This window comes from Sulfitobacter mediterraneus, assembly GCF_003054325.1.
Classification (GTDB): Bacteria; Pseudomonadota; Alphaproteobacteria; order Rhodobacterales; family Rhodobacteraceae; genus Sulfitobacter; species Sulfitobacter mediterraneus.
Map to the genome: position 1 here is coordinate 240,969 of NZ_QBKU01000004.1, position 17,652 is coordinate 258,620.

The window sequence follows — 17,652 nt, forward strand, 5'->3', positions numbered from 1 at the left end:
TATGATGGAACATCTTGCGGGGGTTTCCCGTTGTCTTTCCGAGGGCGCTTTGGCGCTGCAACTTGGAAAAAAGGAGACCAAAGATGAATTGGGACCAGATCAAAGGTAAATGGAAACAGATGTCCGGTGACGTGCAGGCCCATTGGGGTAAGCTGACCAATGATGAAGTGGACGAAGCGGCGGGCAACCGTGACAAATTGGTCGGCAAGATTCAGGAACGCTATGGCATCGCAAAAGACGAGGCGGAGCGGCAGGTTGACGACTTTTTTGCCAAGGCCTGATTAAAAACAAGTGATAAGGGCGGCCCGATCAGGCCGCCCTTTTTGTCACTTTGCGTAGCCGATGGTCTGCAACGCCACTTTGATTTCATCCAGAATGGCCGGATCATCAATCGTGGCGGGCAGCTTGAACTCCTGTCCATCGGCAATCTTGACCATCGTCGCTCGCAGGATCTTGCCCGAGCGGGTCTTGGGCAAACGGTCCACAACAATCGCCTGTTTGAAGGCGGCCACGGGGCCAATCTGTTCACGGATGCGTTTTACACATTCCTTCGTAATCTCTTCATGGGGCCGGTTCACGCCGTTGGACAGGCACAAAAAGCCGACGGGCGATTGCCCTTTAAGCGCATCACTGACGCCAACAACCGCACATTCGGCCACATCGGGATGCCCGGCCAGCACTTCTTCCATCGCGCCAGTAGAAAGCCGGTGCCCGGCCACGTTGATCACGTCATCGGTCCGCGCCATGATGTAAAGATAGCCATCCTCATCCATCATCCCCGCATCGCCGGTCTCATAATATCCCGGAAAGGTCGTGAGATAGGATTTGCGAAACCGGTCTTCGGCGTTCCACAGGGTCGGCAATGTGCCGGGGGGAAGGGGCAGCTTGATCGCAATCGCGCCCAGCTCTCCGGGCTTTTGTGGATGCCCGGCTTCGTCCAGAATTTCCACCTGATAGCCTGGCATCGGCACTGTGGGCGATCCCACCTTGACCGGCAATGCCTCAAGCCCGGCAGGATTGCCCGCGATGGTATAGCCCGTCTCGGTCTGCCACCAATGGTCATAAACCGGGATGTCCAGAATATCCTGCGCCCATTCGATGGTGTCAGGATCGGCCCGTTCCCCCGCCAAATACAGCGCGCGCAAGCCGCTCAGATCGTATTTCTTACGGTATTCCCCCTTGGGGTCTTCGCGTTTCACGGCGCGGATCGCGGTGGGCGCGGTAAAGAAGCTGCGCACGTTGTGTTCTTCGATGATCCGCCAGAAGGTGCCAGCGTCCGGCGTGCCAATGGGCTTGCCTTCAAAGACAACCGTGGTGTTGCCATGAATCAACGGACCGTAACAGATGTAGCTGTGGCCAACGACCCAGCCCACATCAGAGGCCGCCCAGAACACATCGCCGGGATCGACATTGTAGATGTTTTTCATGGTCCAGTTCAGCGCAACCAGATGGCCCGCAGTATGCCGAACAACGCCCTTGGGCGCACCGGTGGTGCCGGAGGTATACAGAATATAGGCAGGGTGATTGCCCTCAACCGGCACACAATCGGCAGGGGGCACATCCTTTTGGCAGTCATGCCAATCCAGATCACGGCCCGGCGTCAATTCGCACAAATGCTGCGGGCGCTGTAAAACAATGCAGACATCGGGCTTGTGGTCGGCCAGTTCAATCGCGCCATCCAGCAGCGGCTTGTATTCCACCACGCGGCCCGGCTCGAGCCCGCAAGAGGCCGCAATGATCGCCTTGGGGGCACAATCATCAATCCGCACGGCAAGCTCATTCGCGGCAAAGCCACCAAAGACAACAGAATGCACCGCGCCGATCCGCGCGCAGGCCAACATCGCCTCAAGCGCCTCGGGCACCATGGGCATGTAAATGATAACCCGGTCGCCCTTGACCACGCCCTGCGCGGCCAATGCTCCGGCCAATGACGCAACGCGGGTTTGCAAATCGGCATAGGTGATCTTGGTTTGGGTTCCGGTGATCGGGCTGTCATGAATGATCGCCACCTGTTCGCCGCGCCCGCCTTCGACATGGCGATCAACCGCGTTGTAGCAGCCGTTGACCTTGGCATCCGCGAACCATTCAAACAGGTCATCGCCCCGTTCAAAAAGCGCCTGCGTGGGGGCCTCAACCCAATCTATCGCCTCAGCGGCCTTCAGCCAAAACGCCTCCGGATCGTCCTGCCAAGCGGCATAAGTTTCTCGGTATCCCATGGTGTCCTCCCCCGTATTCCCTTGCCCTTGTGGTTACGCAGCGTCACTGCACCGAGCAAGAGGCGCAAAAGTCGCAGCCCGAGTTTAGAAAAGAAATTTTCTAAATCCACGCCAATGTTGTAACGCCTCTATCCTCTTCATTTGGCAAGAAAAACTCACCCCAATTCTCCCCGAAGGGAGAATTGTGTAAATCGAATGGCGGGCGTGCCCGCCGCCTTTGGATGACTGATCAGCCGTAATGCGCTACAGGTGTCCCTGCAATCGCACCGACGTTCAGCAGCCCTCGCGCGGTGATCGAGGGTGACACGATATGCGCCCGATTGCCCATGCCCATCAGGATCGGCCCAACCTCCAGACCGCCGCCTTTCATCTTGAGAATATTGCGCACGCCGGATGCTGCATCCGCATGGGCAAAGACCAGAACATTGGCCGCCCCGTCAAGCCGGTTGCCAGGCAACAGCCGCTCGCGCAGCTCCGGGTCCAGCGCGGTGTCGATGTTCATCTCGCCTTCATAGGCAAAATCATCCCCTCCCGCATCCAACAGGCGAATAGCCGCCCGCAGGCGTTTGCCGCTGCCTTCGCCTTGATTGCCAAACTGGCTTTGCGAACAGAAGGCCACCTTGGGTTCAAGACCAAAGCGGCGCACATGCCGCGCCGCGCTGCGGGCGATCTCGGCGATCTGTTCGGGTGTGGGATGCAGATGCACCTGTGTGTCGGCAATGAACAGCGGCCCGTCTTCCAAGATCATCATCGACAAGGCGCCATGCGGGCGCAGCCCATCCCGGCCCAGTACCTGTTCGACATAGTTCATATGCCAACGGAATTCCCCAAAGGTGCCGCAGACCAGGCTGTCGGCCTCGCCGCGATGCACCATTACTGCGCCAATCGCGGTGGTGTTGGTCCGCATTACCGCGCGGGCGATATCGGGGGAAACCCCGCGCCGCGCCATCAGATGATGATAGGTCTCCCAATAATCGCGGTAGCGCGGATCATTTTCCGGGTTCACCAGATCGACATTGTCGCCCAGTTTGAGCGTCAGACCTGCCTTTTCGATGCGGCGTTCGATAACTTCCGGACGGCCAATCAGGATCGGGCGCTCCACCGTTTCTTCAATGATGGCTTGCGCGGCGCGCAACACCCGTTCGTCTTCGCCCTCGGCAAAAACGAGACGACGCGGAGAGCTGCGCGCCGCCTCGAATACGGGCCGCATCAGGAGTGCTGATTTGAACACCGATCCATCCAGACGGTGTTTATATGCCTCAAGATCGTCAATGGGCCGCGCCGCCACGCCGGTTTCCATCGCGGCTTTGGCCACGGCAGATGACACCACCCCGATCAGGCGCGGATCAAAGGGTTTGGGGATCAGATAATCTGCCCCAAAGGTCAGTTGCTCACCCTGATAAGCTGCGGCGGCTTCGGCGGAGGTGGTGGCGCGGGCGAGGGCGGCAATGCCGTCGATGCAGGCCAGCTGCATCTCGTCGTTGATGGTGGTGGCCCCAACATCCAGCGCCCCCCGAAAGATGAAGGGAAAACACAATACGTTGTTGACCTGATTGGGAAAATCCGACCGGCCCGTTGCGATGATTGCATCGGGGGCCACAGCCCGCGCAAGATCCGGCAGGATTTCGGGTGTTGGATTGGCAAGGGCAAAGATGATCGGCTGTTTGGTCATTTTGCCGACCATTTCAGGGGACAGCACGCCCGGCCCGGACAGACCAAGGAACATATCGGCGTCATGGATCACATCATCCAGCGTGCGCAGATCGGTGGCTTGGGCATATTCGGCCTTGATCGGGTTCATATCGACCTCGCGGCCCTCGTAGACCAACCCGTGAATGTCACAAAGCCAGACGTTCTCTCGTTTCACCCCAAGCTTGAGCAGCATATTCAGGCAAGCAATGCCCGCCGCGCCGCCGCCGGTTGAGACAATCTTGATATCTTCAAATTTTTTACCCGCCACATGCAGGGCGTTCTTGGCTGCTGCCCCAACAACGATGGCTGTGCCGTGCTGATCGTCGTGGAAAACCGGAATGTCCATCCGCTCGCGGCAGATCCGTTCAACGGTAAAGCAATCGGGCGCTTTGATGTCTTCGAGGTTGATCGCGCCAAATGTGGGGCCAAGCGAACAGACAATATCAGCCAGCTTTTCCGGATCGCTTTCGTCCACTTCGATGTCAAAACAATCAATGCTGGCGAATTTTTTGAACAGGACCGCCTTGCCTTCCATCACCGGTTTGGAGGCCAGCGCACCGATGTTGCCAAGGCCCAGAACTGCGGTGCCATTTGTCACCACCGCAACCAGATTGGCGCGGGAGGTGTAAAGGGCTGCCGTGGCTGGATCGCTTTTGATTTCAAGGCATGCCTCGGCAACGCCGGGGGAATAGGCCCGTGCCAGATCACGCCCATTGGCCAATGGTTTGGTCGCTCGAATCTCAAGCTTGCCCGGTTTGGGAAAGGCATGATAATCAAGCGCGGCCTGACGGAGATTAGGCTTGTCGGACATGAAAAGGCTCCCTGAGAAAAATATGGTTTAGCGTTAAACTACTTTTTCGATCAGGCCAATGCGGCAATTCTCCACGTCGGCCCTGTTTGACACTTTCTAGCAGATCGTAACGGCAAGCGGGTGGATAATCTGCGCAATTCCATCGTAACCTTATTTCGAGTTTCGAATTTTCCGCGAAAAGAGAGCGCAATGTCCCAAGAATTAAGAGCCGCCGCCGTGCAGGTCCGCGAAAATGCGCATGCCCCCTATTCCAACTTCAAGGTCGGGGCGGCCATCCGAGCGGCGTCCGGTGTGGTCTATGTTGGCTGCAATGTTGAAAATGTCGCCTACCCTGAGGGCACCTGCGCCGAAGCGGGGGCGATTGCCGCGATGGTGGCGGCAGGCGAGACCAAACTGACCGAAGCCTATGTTGTGGCGGGCAGCGATTTGCCAGTGACGCCTTGCGGTGGCTGCCGTCAGAAACTGGCCGAATTTGGCGCTGGCACTGTGCCGGTTACGATGGCGACAACCGCGGGCGTTGAGGAACACACAACCTTGGCCGATCTGTTGCCCGGCGCCTTTGCCGCTGCACATATGGAGGGCTGAATGACCAACGCCCGCACGATATTGGCCAAGCTGCGCCATCAAGAGCCCTTGGATGCAGTGGAATTGGGTTGGGCCGCCGCCGCCCTTGCCAGCGGCGAGATGAGCGCCGCACAAGCGGGGGCATTTGCCATGGGAATTTGCCGCAATGGTCTGGATGATGCTGGCCGTGTGGCGCTGACGCTGGCGATGCGCGATTCCGGTCAGGTGTTGCAGTGGGATCTGGACGGGCCAGTGCTAGACAAGCATTCCACGGGCGGCGTTGGCGATTGCGTGTCGCTGATCCTTGCGCCTGCCTTGGCGGCTTGCGGGGCATTTGTGCCGATGATTTCGGGGCGCGGACTTGGTCATACGGGCGGCACGCTGGACAAGCTTGAAGCCATTCCGGGGGTGACCACGCAGGTTGAGGAGGCTCGTTTGCACGACATCGTGCGGCAAGTCGGCTGCGCCATTGTGGGGGCGACTGGCAACATCGCGCCCGCTGATAAACGGCTTTACGCGGTGCGCGACGTGACCTCGACCGTGGATTCGCTTGATTTGATCACCGCGTCGATCCTCAGCAAAAAACTGGCGGCCAGCCTTGATGGTTTGGTGCTGGACGTGAAAGTCGGCAGCGGTGCCTTCATGAAAGACCTGCCAGAGGCGCAGGCCTTGGCCAGCGCCCTGACCGCGACAGCAAATGCTGCCGGCTGCCGCACAACAGCGGTGATCAGCGATATGAACCAACCATTGGTGCCCAGCCTTGGCAATGCGCTTGAGGTGGCTGAGGTGATGCGCGTTCTGCGCGGCGACGCGCAGGGGCCGATCATTGATGTCGCTGCCGCGTTGGGCGGGGTTTTGTTGGCCAATGGCGGATTGGCGCAGGACGTGCAGGCGGGCGCGGATTCAATTGTGAATGCCGTCCGCTCGGGCGCCGCGGCAGAGGTGTTTGGCAAAATGCTCGCCGCCTTGGGCGGGCCGGTCAGCTTTGTCGAAAACTGGCAACGGTTCTTGCCGGAGGCCACCGTGATCCGCGCGGTCAAGGCCCCCGGCGCGGGCTATGTCACCGCGATTGACGGTGAAGCGCTTGGCCTTGCTGTGGTGGACTTGGGCGGCGGGCGCAAAATCGAAAGTGATGAAGTGAACCCGGCGGTTGGCCTGTCAGAGGTCGTGCGGCTGGGCACAAAAGTGTCCAACGGGCAAACCTTGGCCGTGGTTCATGCCAGCCGGTCTGATCTGGCCGATCAGGCCGCCTTGGCAGTGCAGGCGGCAATGACGCTGTCGGACACTTCGGCACAGGTGCCGGATTTGATCCTTGAAAGGGTGGGCTGATGGCGCGTGCATTTTTGGTGGTGATGGACAGTGTCGGCATTGGCGGTGCGCCAGACGCGGATCAGTTTTTCAATGGGGATCAGCCTGACACCGGGGCCAACACCCTGGGCCATATCGCACAGGCCTGTGCGGCAGGAAAAGCCGAACAAGGGCGCAGCGGGCCGTTGCAATTGCCAGTGCTTTCGGCGCTTGGTCTTGGCGCGGCAGTGAAACTGGCCAGCGGTCTGGATCTGCCGGACCTGCATGCAGAGATCAAAGGCGGTTGGGGCGCGGCCACCGAAGTGTCACGCGGCAAGGACACACCATCGGGACATTGGGAATTGGCAGGTTTGCCGGTGCCGTGGGATTGGCATTATTTTCCGGATGAAACGCCCGCCTTTCCCGATCACGTCTCAGCGCATCTGGCTGAAATGGCCGGAACGGACGGGATCTTGGGCAATTGTCACGCCTCTGGCACAGCGGTCATTGCTGATCTGGGCGCAGAGCATTGCAAGACAGGATGGCCGATCTGCTACACCTCTGCGGATTCCGTTTTGCAGATTGCCGCGCATGAGGATCACTTTGGACTTGAGCGCCTTTTGGATCTTTGCCGCGCGGTTGCGCCGTTGTTGCATGAGATGAAAGTGGGCCGCGTGATCGCACGGCCTTTTGTCGGCGATGCCACCAGCGGGTTTGAGCGCACTGCCAACCGCCGCGACTTTGCAATTGTTCCGCCCAAGCCGGTGTTGACCAATTGGGTGCAAGATGCAGGCGGTAAGGTCTATGGCATTGGCAAGATTGGCGATATCTTCTCGATGCAGGGCATTGATGAGATCCGCAAAGGGCGCGATTCGGCATTGATGGAGCATTTGAGCGATCTGATCGATGAGGCCGAAGACGGGTCGTTTACCTTTGCAAATTTTGTCGAGTTTGACAGCGAATATGGCCACCGCCGCGATGTGTCCGGCTATGCCCGCGCGCTGGAATGGTTCGACCGCGAGATCGGGCAGATCATCGCGCGTCTGAGGCCAGGTGACTTGATGGTGTTGACCGCCGATCACGGCAATGACCCGACATGGATCGGCACCGATCACACCCGTGAGCGGGTGCCCGTACTGGTGACGGGCGGGGCGCAGGGGCCGCTGGGGCAGATCGGGTTTGCCGATGTGGCGCAGTTGGTGGCTGTGCATTTGGGCGTTACGGCCCAGACATAAGGTGCGGCTTGGGGGCCAGCCCCCACCGGCAAGGCCGGTTCCCCCGGAATATTTTTTGGCCAAAAAGGCAGTGGCGCTGCGCTTGCGGTGGCGGCCGTTTCGGGCCAAAAGACATGTAAACCAAAGGAGCTGCCCCATGTCCCATGCCGCCGACCATCTGACCGTTGTTGATCACCCGCTGGTGCAGCACAAATTGACCATTATGCGCGACAAGGGCACCCCAACGGCGGTGTTCCGTCAGTTGTTGCGCGAGATCAGCCAGTTGTTGGCCTATGAGGTCACACGCGGTCTGCCGATGACAACCAAAGAGATCCAAACCCCGATGCAGACCATGAGCGCACCAACGCTGGATGGCAAAAAGCTGGCGCTGATTTCGATCCTGCGGGCGGGCAATGGCCTTTTGGACGGGGTGCTTGAGCTGATTCCGTCGGCGCGGGTTGGGTTTGTCGGCCTTTACCGTGATGAGGAAACGCTCAAGCCGGTTCAATACTATTTCAAGGTGCCTGAGGCGTTGGATGATCGCTTGGTGATTGCCGTTGATCCGATGTTGGCGACGGGCAATTCGTCGGTTGCGGCGATTGATCTGCTGAAAGAGGCGGGCGCCACGAACATTCGGTTCCTGTGTCTTTTGGCAGCGCCTGAAGGTGTGGCGCGGATGCGTGAGGCGCATCCGGATGTGCCGATTGTGACGGCAGCGCTGGATGAGAAGCTCAATGAGGTTGGCTATATTGTGCCGGGCCTTGGTGATGCGGGCGACCGGATGTTCGGGACCAAGTAATCTGGCCTGTGCTTTCACGCGTTGCGTGTATTTCTGACCCTAGACTTGGGCGGTTTGCTGGTGCATTCTGACAACATCTTGTGTGTGGGGGCACGTTATGAAGATCATCAGATTGTTTGCAGTCTCTGCTTTGGCCAGCGTCCTTGGCTTGGGCGTTGTTCAGGCCCAGACCGGCGAGCGACAACCGACAGAGTTTCCGCCCGACAGCTATAAGGGCAAGCAATACGTCGACAGCGACGGGTGTGTCTTTATCCGTGCGGGCATTGACGGCAACGTGTCGTGGGTGCCGCGCGTCACCCGCGATCGCAAAATCGTTTGCGGATTTGCACCCAGCCTGCCATCGCAGGTGGCCAGTGCCGAAGTGGTCCCGGAAGAGACCGAAGTGGCCGCAGCCGCGCCTGAGACATCGCCATCCCCCGTGGTGAAACCAGCTGTGCGCACTGCCAAGGCCAAAGCTAAACCGCGCCGCAAAGCACCTGTTGTGCGCCGCCAGACCGCGCCCAAGCCGGTTGCTGTGGCATCAGTTGATGTGTTCCCGAAACCGCCTGTAAGACTGCGCACTGCAGCGTCAGGACGGGTTGAAATCACCCCGCAAACCCGCATCGCGCCCGTTCATGTTGTGGCCAACCGGGTCAACACCCGTAACGTCACGATCCCGCGCGGCTATCGGCGGGTTTGGGATGATGACCGTTTAAACCCCCACCGCGCCGAACAGAACCTTGACGGGCGCAACGACATGTTGCTGGTCTGGACCCGGACCGTGCCGCGCCGGTTGATTGATCAGCGCAGCGGGCGGGACATGACGGCCAGTGTGCCGCTTGTTTATCCTTACGTTGATATTGCCAACCAACAGCAGAGACTGGGTGAGGTCACCCTCGTTGAGAAAGACGGCCAGCGGATGAAACGGATCATTCGCAATCAAAGGCCGGTCGCCGTTGTGCGCCCGCCGGTCTTGTCGTCGCGTTCCGTGCCCAAGGCGCCTTTGGCCAAACCGCAGGCCCGCGTTACGCCCAAGGTGGCAGACACCGGGGTCCGCTATGTTCAGATTGGTCTTTTCACCACTCCGGCCAAGGCCCAAGCTGCCGCGCAGCGGGTTGCGCGAATGGGGATGCCCGCCCGTATCGGCAAGAAACGGCAGGGCGGAAAGCTGTATAGCATGGTTCAGGCTGGACCTTTTGTCGGACAGGCCGCTGCGCAAGTAGCACAAAAGAAGGTTGTCGGCGCGGGTTATGATGGTCGCGTGCTGCGCGATTGATCGGGCCTTTATCGGGAGAACCTTGGCCAGTCGGTGATGATCCGGCTGGCCATTTCTTTGGCCCATAGCGTATTGAGCTGCGCATTGGGATGAAACCCGTCAGAGGCCATCAGTCCCGGATCAGGTGGCAGGTCAAAGGGCACATAGGTCAAATCGGGAGTTGCGACAGTATGGCGCTGCATCGTGGCCTCAAAAGCCCGAGCATGACGGCCAAGGGTCCAGCGCAGGGGCTGTGGCAGTAACGGAAAGGCCCCCATTGGCGGAACACCGGACAGGTAGATCTGGTGGGGATGGTGCCGTTTTCTGAGATCGTCAAACAGGGCCATTTGTTGGCCCAGCCATGCCCGGCGCGGCAGCAGACTGGTGACATCGTTCACCCCCAATGCGGTGACGATGATATCGGCAGGCTCCGCCGCTGTGTGTTGCAGGCGCATTCGCGTGCTTTTTGTGGTTGCTCCGCTTGCTGCATCGAGATGCCATGAAACGGCGAAGTGGTCCGAGAGTGCGGCGGCCAATTGTCCGCTGAGGGCGTCACGCTGTGTCTGCACGCCAACTCCGGCGGCGGAGCTGTCACCGATGATCCGCAGGCGCAGGGGCGGGCCACTGCCCACCACGCCCGATCTTTGTCCCGCCGCTTCGGGCAGACGCTGGGCGATGCGCCTGACCTTGAGCGCCTGCATGATGAGCAATGGGGACAGGGCCACGCGGGCCAGCGTGTCCAGCATCCGTTTAGCCGCCGCAGATGTTTTGCAGGCGCAGCCAGTTGGCATCAGACATCAAAGGCTCGGTCAGTTTGCCATTCATTGGATCGCCTTCGATCAGGTGCAGGACCGTTTCACCGGTGATGTCGCGGGCATAGGCGTAGGGCGTGCTGCGCAGCTCTGCCGCGCCAAAACGGGCCAGCTGCGCAGCCACATCCGGTGCGTCAGGGGGCGTCGTGGTCAGGTGTTCGGCATAGGTGGCAAGAGCGGCCGGAGCAACATCGCCGGTGGTCAACAGGCGGAAGTTTTCGCGGATGCCGACGACCTCAAGCAGATCGCGCAGCGGGTCTTTGGCGGCGCGGCGGGTCATTTCCGTCAGGATATATCCGGCGGCCACGTCCGGCTCTTCCCAGTCTTCGACCACGTCGCGGTCGAGCACAATTACCCCGCCGGGCAGATGCAGGCTGTGCTGTGGCATTTCGGGCAGGATCGCCAGTTTGCCCGCGCCGAGCCGCTTGGACAGCAGGCCAAGGGCGACCAGCCCGCTGGTGTCGGTGCAACGCGTGCCAGAGACACGTTCGATCCGTTTCAGAAGCTCTGCCCCGATGGCGGCGCGTTTGACCTGTGGCACAACACGCAAAGTGTGATCCTGCATCGCGCCGGGCAGCCAAAAGAGCGCCAGCGCCAAAACCACAATCAGCGAGGCCAGAACCCCAAGCCAGCGCAGACGCCCCGGTCTTGGACGGCTTTTGTGGATGCGGCGGCGCAGCTTTTCGATGCCAGCGACCATCTCGGTCTCGTTTTCTGGCAGTTCAAGCGTTTCGCCCGGATCGCCGTCAGGGTGATAAAGCGCGGGTACCTCTTCGGGGTTGGCCCGCTCCACCGCGGCGATGGACCAATGCGCAAGCGGCTGATCTTTCATGTCCGTCAACGTCAGGGTGGCATCACCCAAAGACACGATCACTTCGCGCCGCTGGGCGTCCGGGCTGGCACGCCACAGGCCCGTCGCTTCGAGACGGGCATATTCTCTGAGGGCGGTCATGGGTTTGCTGCACTGCCTTTGTTATTGGCCCAATTTAACACAGCCGCGCAGTGGGGCAATGGGCAGAATGCGCCCCTTGCCCCGCGAGGATCAGCGCAAATGGCCCGCTATGGTGCGCAGCTCGAACTTCTGGATCTTGCCCGTAGATGTTTTGGGAAGCTCTTGAAAGATAACCCTTTTTGGCGCTTTGAAACCTGCAAGCGTTTGCCGGACAAAGGCGATCAATGCCGCTTCATCCCCCAAGGTGCCGGGTTTCAGTTCCACAAAGGCGCAGGGCACTTCGCCCCATTTCTCATCCGGTTTGGCGACCACAGCGGCAAGATTGACGTCAGGATGTTCCATCAGCACGCCCTCCACCTCGACGGAAGAGATGTTTTCAGCACCCGAGATGATGATGTCTTTGGCGCGGTCCGCGATCTGGATGTAGCCGTCTTCATGTTGCACGGCCAGATCGCCTGAATGAAAGTATCCGCCGGCAAAGGCTTCGGCGGTGGCACCTGGGTTCTTGAGATATCCTTTCATCACCGAATTGCCACGGATCATGATCTCGCCCTGCGTGGTGCCATCACGGGGGATCTGGCGGATCTTGCTGTCGGTGACGGTGATGTGGTCCATCATCGGCATGGCAACACCCTGACGGGCCTTGATCGCGGCGCGGGCGGATTGATCAAGGCTTTCCCAATCCTCGCTGCGCCATAGGCATTCGGTGACGTGACCATAGGTTTCGGTAAGGCCGTAGACTTGGGTCACGTTAAAGCCCAGCTTTTCAATCTTGGACAGGGTGGCCGGGGCAGGGGGCGCACCGGCGGTAAAGACCTCGACCTGATGGTCAAAGCTGCGGCGTTCTTTATCGGAGGCGTTGACCATCATGTTCAGCACGATGGGCGCGCCGCCAAAATGGGTGACCCCTTCGTTCGCGATGGCGTTGTAGATCGCCCCGGCTGTCACATCGCGGCAGCAGACCAACGTGCCGCCGATCAGCGGCATCATCCACGTGTGGTTCCAACCGTTGCAATGAAACAGCGGCACGATCTGCATGAACACCGGATGCAGGACCATCCGCCACGAGATAACGGTGCCCATGGTCATCAGATAAGCGCCGCGGTGGTGGTAAACCACGCCTTTGGGCCGCCCGGTGGTGCCGGAGGTGTAGTTGAGCGCGAGGCTTTCCCATTCGTCCTGTGGCATGTGCCAGGCAAATTCCACGTTGCCCGTTTTCAGGAAATCCTCGTATTGGGGATGGCGACCGGAAGGCTTGTGCCGTGAATTGGCATCAACCACTTCGATGATCTTGGGCGGGGTGCCATCCATCAATGCAGCGGCGGTTTCGGCCAGATCCATAAATTCGCTGTCCACCAACAGAACTTTGGCCTCGCCGTGATCAAAGATATAGGCAACCGTTCCGGCATCCAGACGGGTGTTGATGGTGTTCAGAACAGCGCCGCAGGCCGGAACGCCAAAATGCGCCTCGGCCTGTGCGGGCAAGTTGGGGATAAGGGTCGCCACAACATCGCCCGCCTTTACGCCAAGGCCCACGAGCGCAGAGGCAAGCCGCGTGCAACGTTCGTAGTATTCGCCATAGTTCACGCGGTGATCGCCATAGACAACCGCCGTACGCGCCGGAAACACCTCAGCGGCACGGCGCAGATGCGACAGCGGCGTCAGGGGCACATAATTGGCGGCGCATTTGTCCAGCCCGGTTTCATCCTGCATCCAACCCATGACCTGTCTCCCCGAATTCATGTCGCTTTGGGGGTTGAATATTGCTGGCTGTGCGTGACTTTGGAAGGGCTGATTTGCACAAAGGGGCGCAAGTGAACGAACAATCGACAAAGCCTGCGCTGGCTGCGATCTCTGTCTTGGGCGGAATGGCGGCCCTTGGGCTGACGGATAACTTCGTTCCACATATTTCGGAACGCGGGTCGCTGTGGCAATTCCATTTGGTGCGGTCGGTGATGGCCTTTGTGGTTTTGGGGGCTGTGGTGGCTTTTGGCTTTGGCAGTTTGCGGGCCAAAAGACCTGTTGCCGTACTGGGCCGCAGTCTGTTTCAAGCCGGTGCGATGCTGATCTATTTTGGGTGCCTGTCGGTGCTGCCGATTGGCGTGGTGGTGGCGGGGCTGTTCACATCGCCGCTGTTTGTGGTGCTGATCTCGATCATATTTCAGGGCAAATCCGTGGGCCTGTTCCGCTGGACAGCCGTGGTGATTGGCTTTGTCGGCGCTTTGATGGTGATCCGCCCCGATCCTTCCGCGCTCGATCCGATCAGTTTCCTGCCCATTGTTGCGGGGTTGCTTTACGCCATTGGCGCGGTGGCAACGCGGGCGTGGTGCGAGGGCGAAAGCACGCTGACCCTGACCGCAGGATTCTTCGGAATGCTGGGTGTGTTTGGCCTTATTGGGGTGTTTGTTGTCTCTGGCGAGGCACCGGCAGGACACGATGGTTTTGTGCTGCGCTCTTGGGGGCCGCTGGACGCCGAGATGCTGTTTTGGTTCGCGGTACAGGCGGTTGGCTCACTCATCGGGATCGGCTTGATCTTTCGCGGCTATTTGTTGGGTGAGGCCAGTCATGTGGCCGTCTTTGAATACTCGCTGTTGGTCTTCGCCAGCTTTTGGGCATGGGTTCTTTGGGATCAGACCGTGCCGGTCTTGGGCCTGTTTGGCATGGTTCTTATCGCGCTCGCGGGCAGCATTATCGCCCTGCGCAGCACTGCCCCGGTTGGCGCGGGCCGGGTGCCGGAATAGGATGCGCATATGATCATCAGCCGCGGGCGGTCCTACCTTTTTGTGCATATCCCTAAAACCGGTGGCACCTCCATGGCGCTGGCGCTTGAGGGCCGCGCGATGAAGGATGATGTGATGATCGGAGACACGCCCAAGGCGGTCAACCGGCGGCGTCGCCTCAAGGATGTGCAAACCGCTGGTCGGCTTTGGAAACACAGCACCTTGGCGGATATTGACGGATTGATCGGTGCGGATGAGATTGCGGATCTTTTCACCTTCACCCTTGTGCGCAACCCGTGGGACCGCACAGTCAGCTACTATCACTGGCTGCGCGAACAGACATTTGATCATGCTTCGGTCAGGCTGGCAAAAACGCAGGATTTTGAGGGTTTCGTATCTTATCCACAGACGCAGCAAAGTCTGCGCGAGTGGCCAGCGCGGCGCTATATGACGGATATCAATGGGGCAGAGCAGTGCCGCGCCTATATCCGCCTTGAACATCTGGCCGAAGATGCGGCACCGCTATGGGCACATCTGGGGTTTGAGCTTGATCTGCCACAAAGCAACGCCTCGAAACGGGAGGCGGATTATCGGCGTTATTACTCCGCCACAACGGCTGAGATCATCGCAACGTGCTGCGCCGAGGATATTGCGCGGTTTGGCTATAGCTACGCTTGACGGGGCGGCGTTAATCATCCCTAGAAGCCGCCGCCAATGTCGGAATCCATTCCTGCGCCCAATCTCCCAAAGGCTCCAACCGCTTGAACAGATCGCGCCCGTCTCCGGTCAGGCTGTATCCATCGTCGGCCCGTTCAACCAACCCAACGGCGCGTAGTTCCTTTAGCCTGGTGTTTACCACACTGGGCGAGGCGCTGTCACATCTGGCCTGCAAATCCCTGAAATTGCGGTTCTGGTCGCTGAGGTTCCACAGAATGCCCATCGCCCAACGGCGGCTGAGCAGATCAAACAGCACCATGATGGGTTGGCCACTTTGCGATCCGCGCACGGCGGATCCGGGTTTTGGCAGCGGGATGTCGTTTGTCATTTTTGGCATTGCTACTAAATTCGTAGCAACCTATGCTATTATTTCCGTAGCAAAGGATGCCCCAGCCATGTCACCAAAAGCAAGCCCTTCGGATATCGCGCTTTGGCTCGCCCTCGCCGCAATGTGGAGCTCGTCCTATGGTGTGATCAAACTGGGCGTTGAAACTCTCGATCCGGTGACGTTGGTGGCGGGGCGTATGGTGATTGGCGCTGCGGTGATCGGATTGGTCCTGTTGCTGCGCGGGCAGAGGCTTTCGCGGAAACCGGGCGATTGGCTGGCCTATCTGATCACCGGGATGCTGGGCAGCACCCTGCCGTTTTTGTTGATCACCTACGGCGAGCAAACGGTGGATAGTGCGCTGGCCTCGATCCTGATGGGGGTGGCGCCTGTGGCCACTGTGGTGCTGGCGTCCCTGTCATTTGCGGATGAACGGCTGACGCCGCGGGTGTTACTTGGCCTCGGGCTGGCACTGGCGGGGGTGGTGACATTGGTGGGCCCTGCCGCCCTGAGCGGTCTGGGGGCAAACCTCAGCGGGCAACTGGCGATTGTCGGGGCAACGCTGTGTTATGCGGCCTCAACAGTCTATGTCAAAGCCTTCGTTAAACGGCCCGCGCTGGAAATGGCGGCGGGGTCCATGTTGATTGGGGCGCTTGCCGTCTGCCTGATCGCACTGACGGCGGGGGAAGGGGCGCGAAGGATCGTTCTGTCGGCGCAGTCCATTGGCGCGGTCGTCTATCTGGGACTGTTTTCAACGGCAGCGGCCAATTTGATCTATTTCCATCTGGTGCCGCGCCTTGGGGCAACGCGCATGTCGCAAATCAATTTTGCAGTGCCTGTGGGCGGCAGCCTGATCGGCGTGGGGCTGTTGGGCGAAACCTTGTCGGCCAGCCAAATGCTGGCGCTCGGGATTATCTCGGGCGCGGTCTATCTTGTGTTGTCTGCCAGACGTCAGCCACAGATCAGGCCCGCAGTCAAAGCATGATCGGGTCAAGTTCCGCAAAATCGGGCAGGGTCCGGTCAATCTGCCTGCCGCTGCGCAGCACGATCCGGTCAGATTGTGGGCGGGCCAACAATTCGGTCCAATTGCGGGCACGGCAGATCACCAGATTGGCGGCTTGACCATGGATAAATCCGGGCGATTCAAACCCGCAAGCCTGCGCCGGGTTGGGGCCAAACGCACGGGCCCACTCATAACTGGAATGATCCAGTTGCGCGATCCGCGTGGCCTCTCGCATGACCTCGATCATGTCCAGATCGCCATAGGCATAAAACGGGTCGCGGGTGTTGTCGGAGGCAAAGCTGACATTGATGCCACGCTGCACCATTTCATGCACCAATGTGATGCCCCGCCAACGCGGCGTACAGCCCGCCCTTCGGTCTTGCAAATACATGTTGCACATTGGAAGGCTCACGACGTTGAGGCCTGCTTTGGCCACCAAATCAATGGTTTGCATGGCTTCGGCCTCGTCCTGCATGGCAAGCGAGCAGCAATGGCCGACTGACACTGGCGCGTCAAAATCCATCTCCAAAACGGTTTCCGCAATCAGCCGCAGGTAGTTGGAAGAGGGATCAGCGGTTTCATCGACGTGCATATCCACAGCCAAGCCGCGAGACTGTGCAATGCTCAGGAAATCGCGCACCGCAACGCGCGGATCCGGGATGGGGTAGGTGGCACATCCCAAAACACCGCCGCTTTGGGCCACGATATCTGCGGTTTGGGCAAAGGCCGGGTCTGAAACGGCTTCGCCCAGACCGACAAGGCAAACTGCCTGAAGCGTGATCCGGTCCGACCAATCCTCGCGCATTTCGCGAAACACTGGCCAACTGATGGCGTCCTGGGGGGCGGCGCTGTCGAGATGGGTGCGGATGGCCCCAGTGCCGTGGGCATAGGCACAGCGCAGCGCAAAATCCATGCGGCGGCGCAGATCCTGCGCAGACCAGTGGGCCTGCCGATCCGGTTGAACGGCGGCAATGGCCCCGTCAAAACTGCCGTCCGGATTGGCGGCACGCGGCCAGATATGCCCCTTGTCGAGATGGGTGTGCATGTCGATGAACGGGGCAAAAGCCATCGCGCCGCGCATATCAATCGTTTCGGCCTGTGGATGCGGCTTACAAAACCGACCGTCCTCTACGCCGATCTCTATGACGCGCAGATCACCGTTTTCGCCGAGGTAGCACGCCGGAACAGCGAGGTTCTTCAGGGTGAACGGCCCTTTTGGCAGAACTTTAAAATCCATCAGCGCAGTCGCCTTTTGCTTGCATGGGAGCTGCGTGACTTTGCGGTGATGCGCCCTGCTGTCAAGCGC

Annotated in this window: 16 protein-coding genes; 9 read left to right on the top strand and 7 right to left on the bottom strand. The window is 59.7% G+C overall.

Annotation, left to right across the window (positions count from 1 at the left end):
- Positions 1 to 83 precede the first annotated feature (83 nt).
- Positions 84 to 281, top strand: coding sequence for a CsbD family protein (locus tag C8N31_RS08530; protein WP_025047845.1), 198 nt, complete (start codon positions 84 to 86; stop codon positions 279 to 281).
- A 45-nt stretch (positions 282 to 326) separates the two neighbouring features.
- Here C8N31_RS08530 and C8N31_RS08535 read toward each other — a convergent pair whose 3' ends face one another.
- Both C8N31_RS08535 and C8N31_RS08540 read right to left on the bottom strand, forming a co-directional pair.
- Positions 327 to 2,216, bottom strand: coding sequence for a propionyl-CoA synthetase (locus C8N31_RS08535; protein ID WP_025047844.1), 1,890 nt, complete (start codon positions 2,214 to 2,216; stop codon positions 327 to 329).
- 229 nt (positions 2,217 to 2,445) lie between these two features.
- Positions 2,446 to 4,719, bottom strand: a complete 2,274-nt coding sequence (locus C8N31_RS08540; RefSeq protein WP_025047843.1) for an NADP-dependent malic enzyme — start codon at positions 4,717 to 4,719, stop codon at positions 2,446 to 2,448.
- A 141-nt stretch (positions 4,720 to 4,860) separates the two neighbouring features.
- On the opposite strand from C8N31_RS08540, the gene C8N31_RS08545 reads away from it, so the two are divergent.
- The 5 genes from C8N31_RS08545 (at position 4,861) to C8N31_RS08565 (ending at position 9,838) form a co-directional block, all read left to right on the top strand.
- A complete protein-coding gene (locus C8N31_RS08545) occupies positions 4,861 to 5,304 on the top strand; it encodes a cytidine deaminase (protein ID WP_476755910.1) in 444 nt (147 codons plus the stop codon).
- Positions 5,305 to 6,612 (top strand): thymidine phosphorylase, encoded by a 1,308-nt coding sequence (locus tag C8N31_RS08550; RefSeq protein ID WP_025047841.1) that lies wholly within the window; start codon positions 5,305 to 5,307, stop codon positions 6,610 to 6,612.
- Positions 6,612 to 7,805, top strand: coding sequence for a phosphopentomutase (locus C8N31_RS08555; RefSeq protein ID WP_025047840.1), 1,194 nt, complete (start codon positions 6,612 to 6,614; stop codon positions 7,803 to 7,805). Before C8N31_RS08550 ends, C8N31_RS08555 begins: the two co-directional genes overlap by 1 nt.
- A 136-nt stretch (positions 7,806 to 7,941) precedes the next feature.
- Entirely contained in the window at positions 7,942 to 8,583 is a 642-nt protein-coding gene (gene upp, locus C8N31_RS08560) for a uracil phosphoribosyltransferase (RefSeq protein WP_025047839.1), read from the top strand.
- Between the two features lie 97 nt (positions 8,584 to 8,680).
- Positions 8,681 to 9,838, top strand: coding sequence for an SPOR domain-containing protein (locus tag C8N31_RS08565; RefSeq protein ID WP_025047838.1), 1,158 nt, complete (start codon positions 8,681 to 8,683; stop codon positions 9,836 to 9,838).
- Between the two features lie 8 nt (positions 9,839 to 9,846).
- Here C8N31_RS08565 and C8N31_RS08570 read toward each other — a convergent pair whose 3' ends face one another.
- The 3 genes from C8N31_RS08570 to C8N31_RS08580 all read right to left on the bottom strand — a co-directional run bounded on the left by C8N31_RS08570 (position 9,847) and on the right by C8N31_RS08580 (position 13,303).
- Positions 9,847 to 10,608 carry an SGNH/GDSL hydrolase family protein gene (locus tag C8N31_RS08570; RefSeq protein WP_081785668.1) on the bottom strand — a complete coding sequence of 254 codons (762 nt, stop codon included), beginning with the start codon at positions 10,606 to 10,608 and terminating at the stop codon, positions 9,847 to 9,849.
- Complete coding sequence (locus C8N31_RS08575) at positions 10,568 to 11,581, bottom strand: hypothetical protein (protein WP_025047836.1); 1,014 nt, start codon at positions 11,579 to 11,581, stop codon at positions 10,568 to 10,570. Before C8N31_RS08575 ends, C8N31_RS08570 begins: the two co-directional genes overlap by 41 nt.
- A 90-nt stretch (positions 11,582 to 11,671) precedes the next feature.
- Positions 11,672 to 13,303 carry an AMP-binding protein gene (locus C8N31_RS08580; RefSeq protein WP_025047835.1) on the bottom strand — a complete coding sequence of 544 codons (1,632 nt, stop codon included), beginning with the start codon at positions 13,301 to 13,303 and terminating at the stop codon, positions 11,672 to 11,674.
- 92 nt (positions 13,304 to 13,395) lie between these two features.
- Here C8N31_RS08580 and C8N31_RS08585 point away from each other — a divergent pair, with 92 nt between their 5' ends.
- Both C8N31_RS08585 and C8N31_RS08590 read left to right on the top strand, forming a co-directional pair.
- Positions 13,396 to 14,322 (top strand): EamA family transporter, encoded by a 927-nt coding sequence (locus C8N31_RS08585; RefSeq protein WP_025047834.1) that lies wholly within the window; start codon positions 13,396 to 13,398, stop codon positions 14,320 to 14,322.
- Positions 14,323 to 14,331: 9 nt separating this feature from the next.
- Positions 14,332 to 14,979 (top strand): sulfotransferase family 2 domain-containing protein, encoded by a 648-nt coding sequence (locus C8N31_RS08590; protein ID WP_025047833.1) that lies wholly within the window; start codon positions 14,332 to 14,334, stop codon positions 14,977 to 14,979.
- A gap of 10 nt (positions 14,980 to 14,989) precedes the next feature.
- Here C8N31_RS08590 and C8N31_RS08595 read toward each other — a convergent pair whose 3' ends face one another.
- Positions 14,990 to 15,346 (bottom strand): winged helix-turn-helix transcriptional regulator, encoded by a 357-nt coding sequence (locus C8N31_RS08595; protein WP_037918303.1) that lies wholly within the window; start codon positions 15,344 to 15,346, stop codon positions 14,990 to 14,992.
- A gap of 67 nt (positions 15,347 to 15,413) precedes the next feature.
- On the opposite strand from C8N31_RS08595, the gene C8N31_RS08600 reads away from it, so the two are divergent.
- Positions 15,414 to 16,328, top strand: coding sequence for a DMT family transporter (locus C8N31_RS08600; RefSeq protein ID WP_025047831.1), 915 nt, complete (start codon positions 15,414 to 15,416; stop codon positions 16,326 to 16,328).
- Here the strand turns inward: C8N31_RS08600 and C8N31_RS08605 are convergent.
- Positions 16,318 to 17,583, bottom strand: a complete 1,266-nt coding sequence (locus tag C8N31_RS08605; RefSeq protein WP_025047830.1) for a cytosine deaminase — start codon at positions 17,581 to 17,583, stop codon at positions 16,318 to 16,320. The genes C8N31_RS08600 and C8N31_RS08605 overlap by 11 nt on opposite strands.
- Between the last annotated feature and the right edge of the window lie 69 nt (positions 17,584 to 17,652).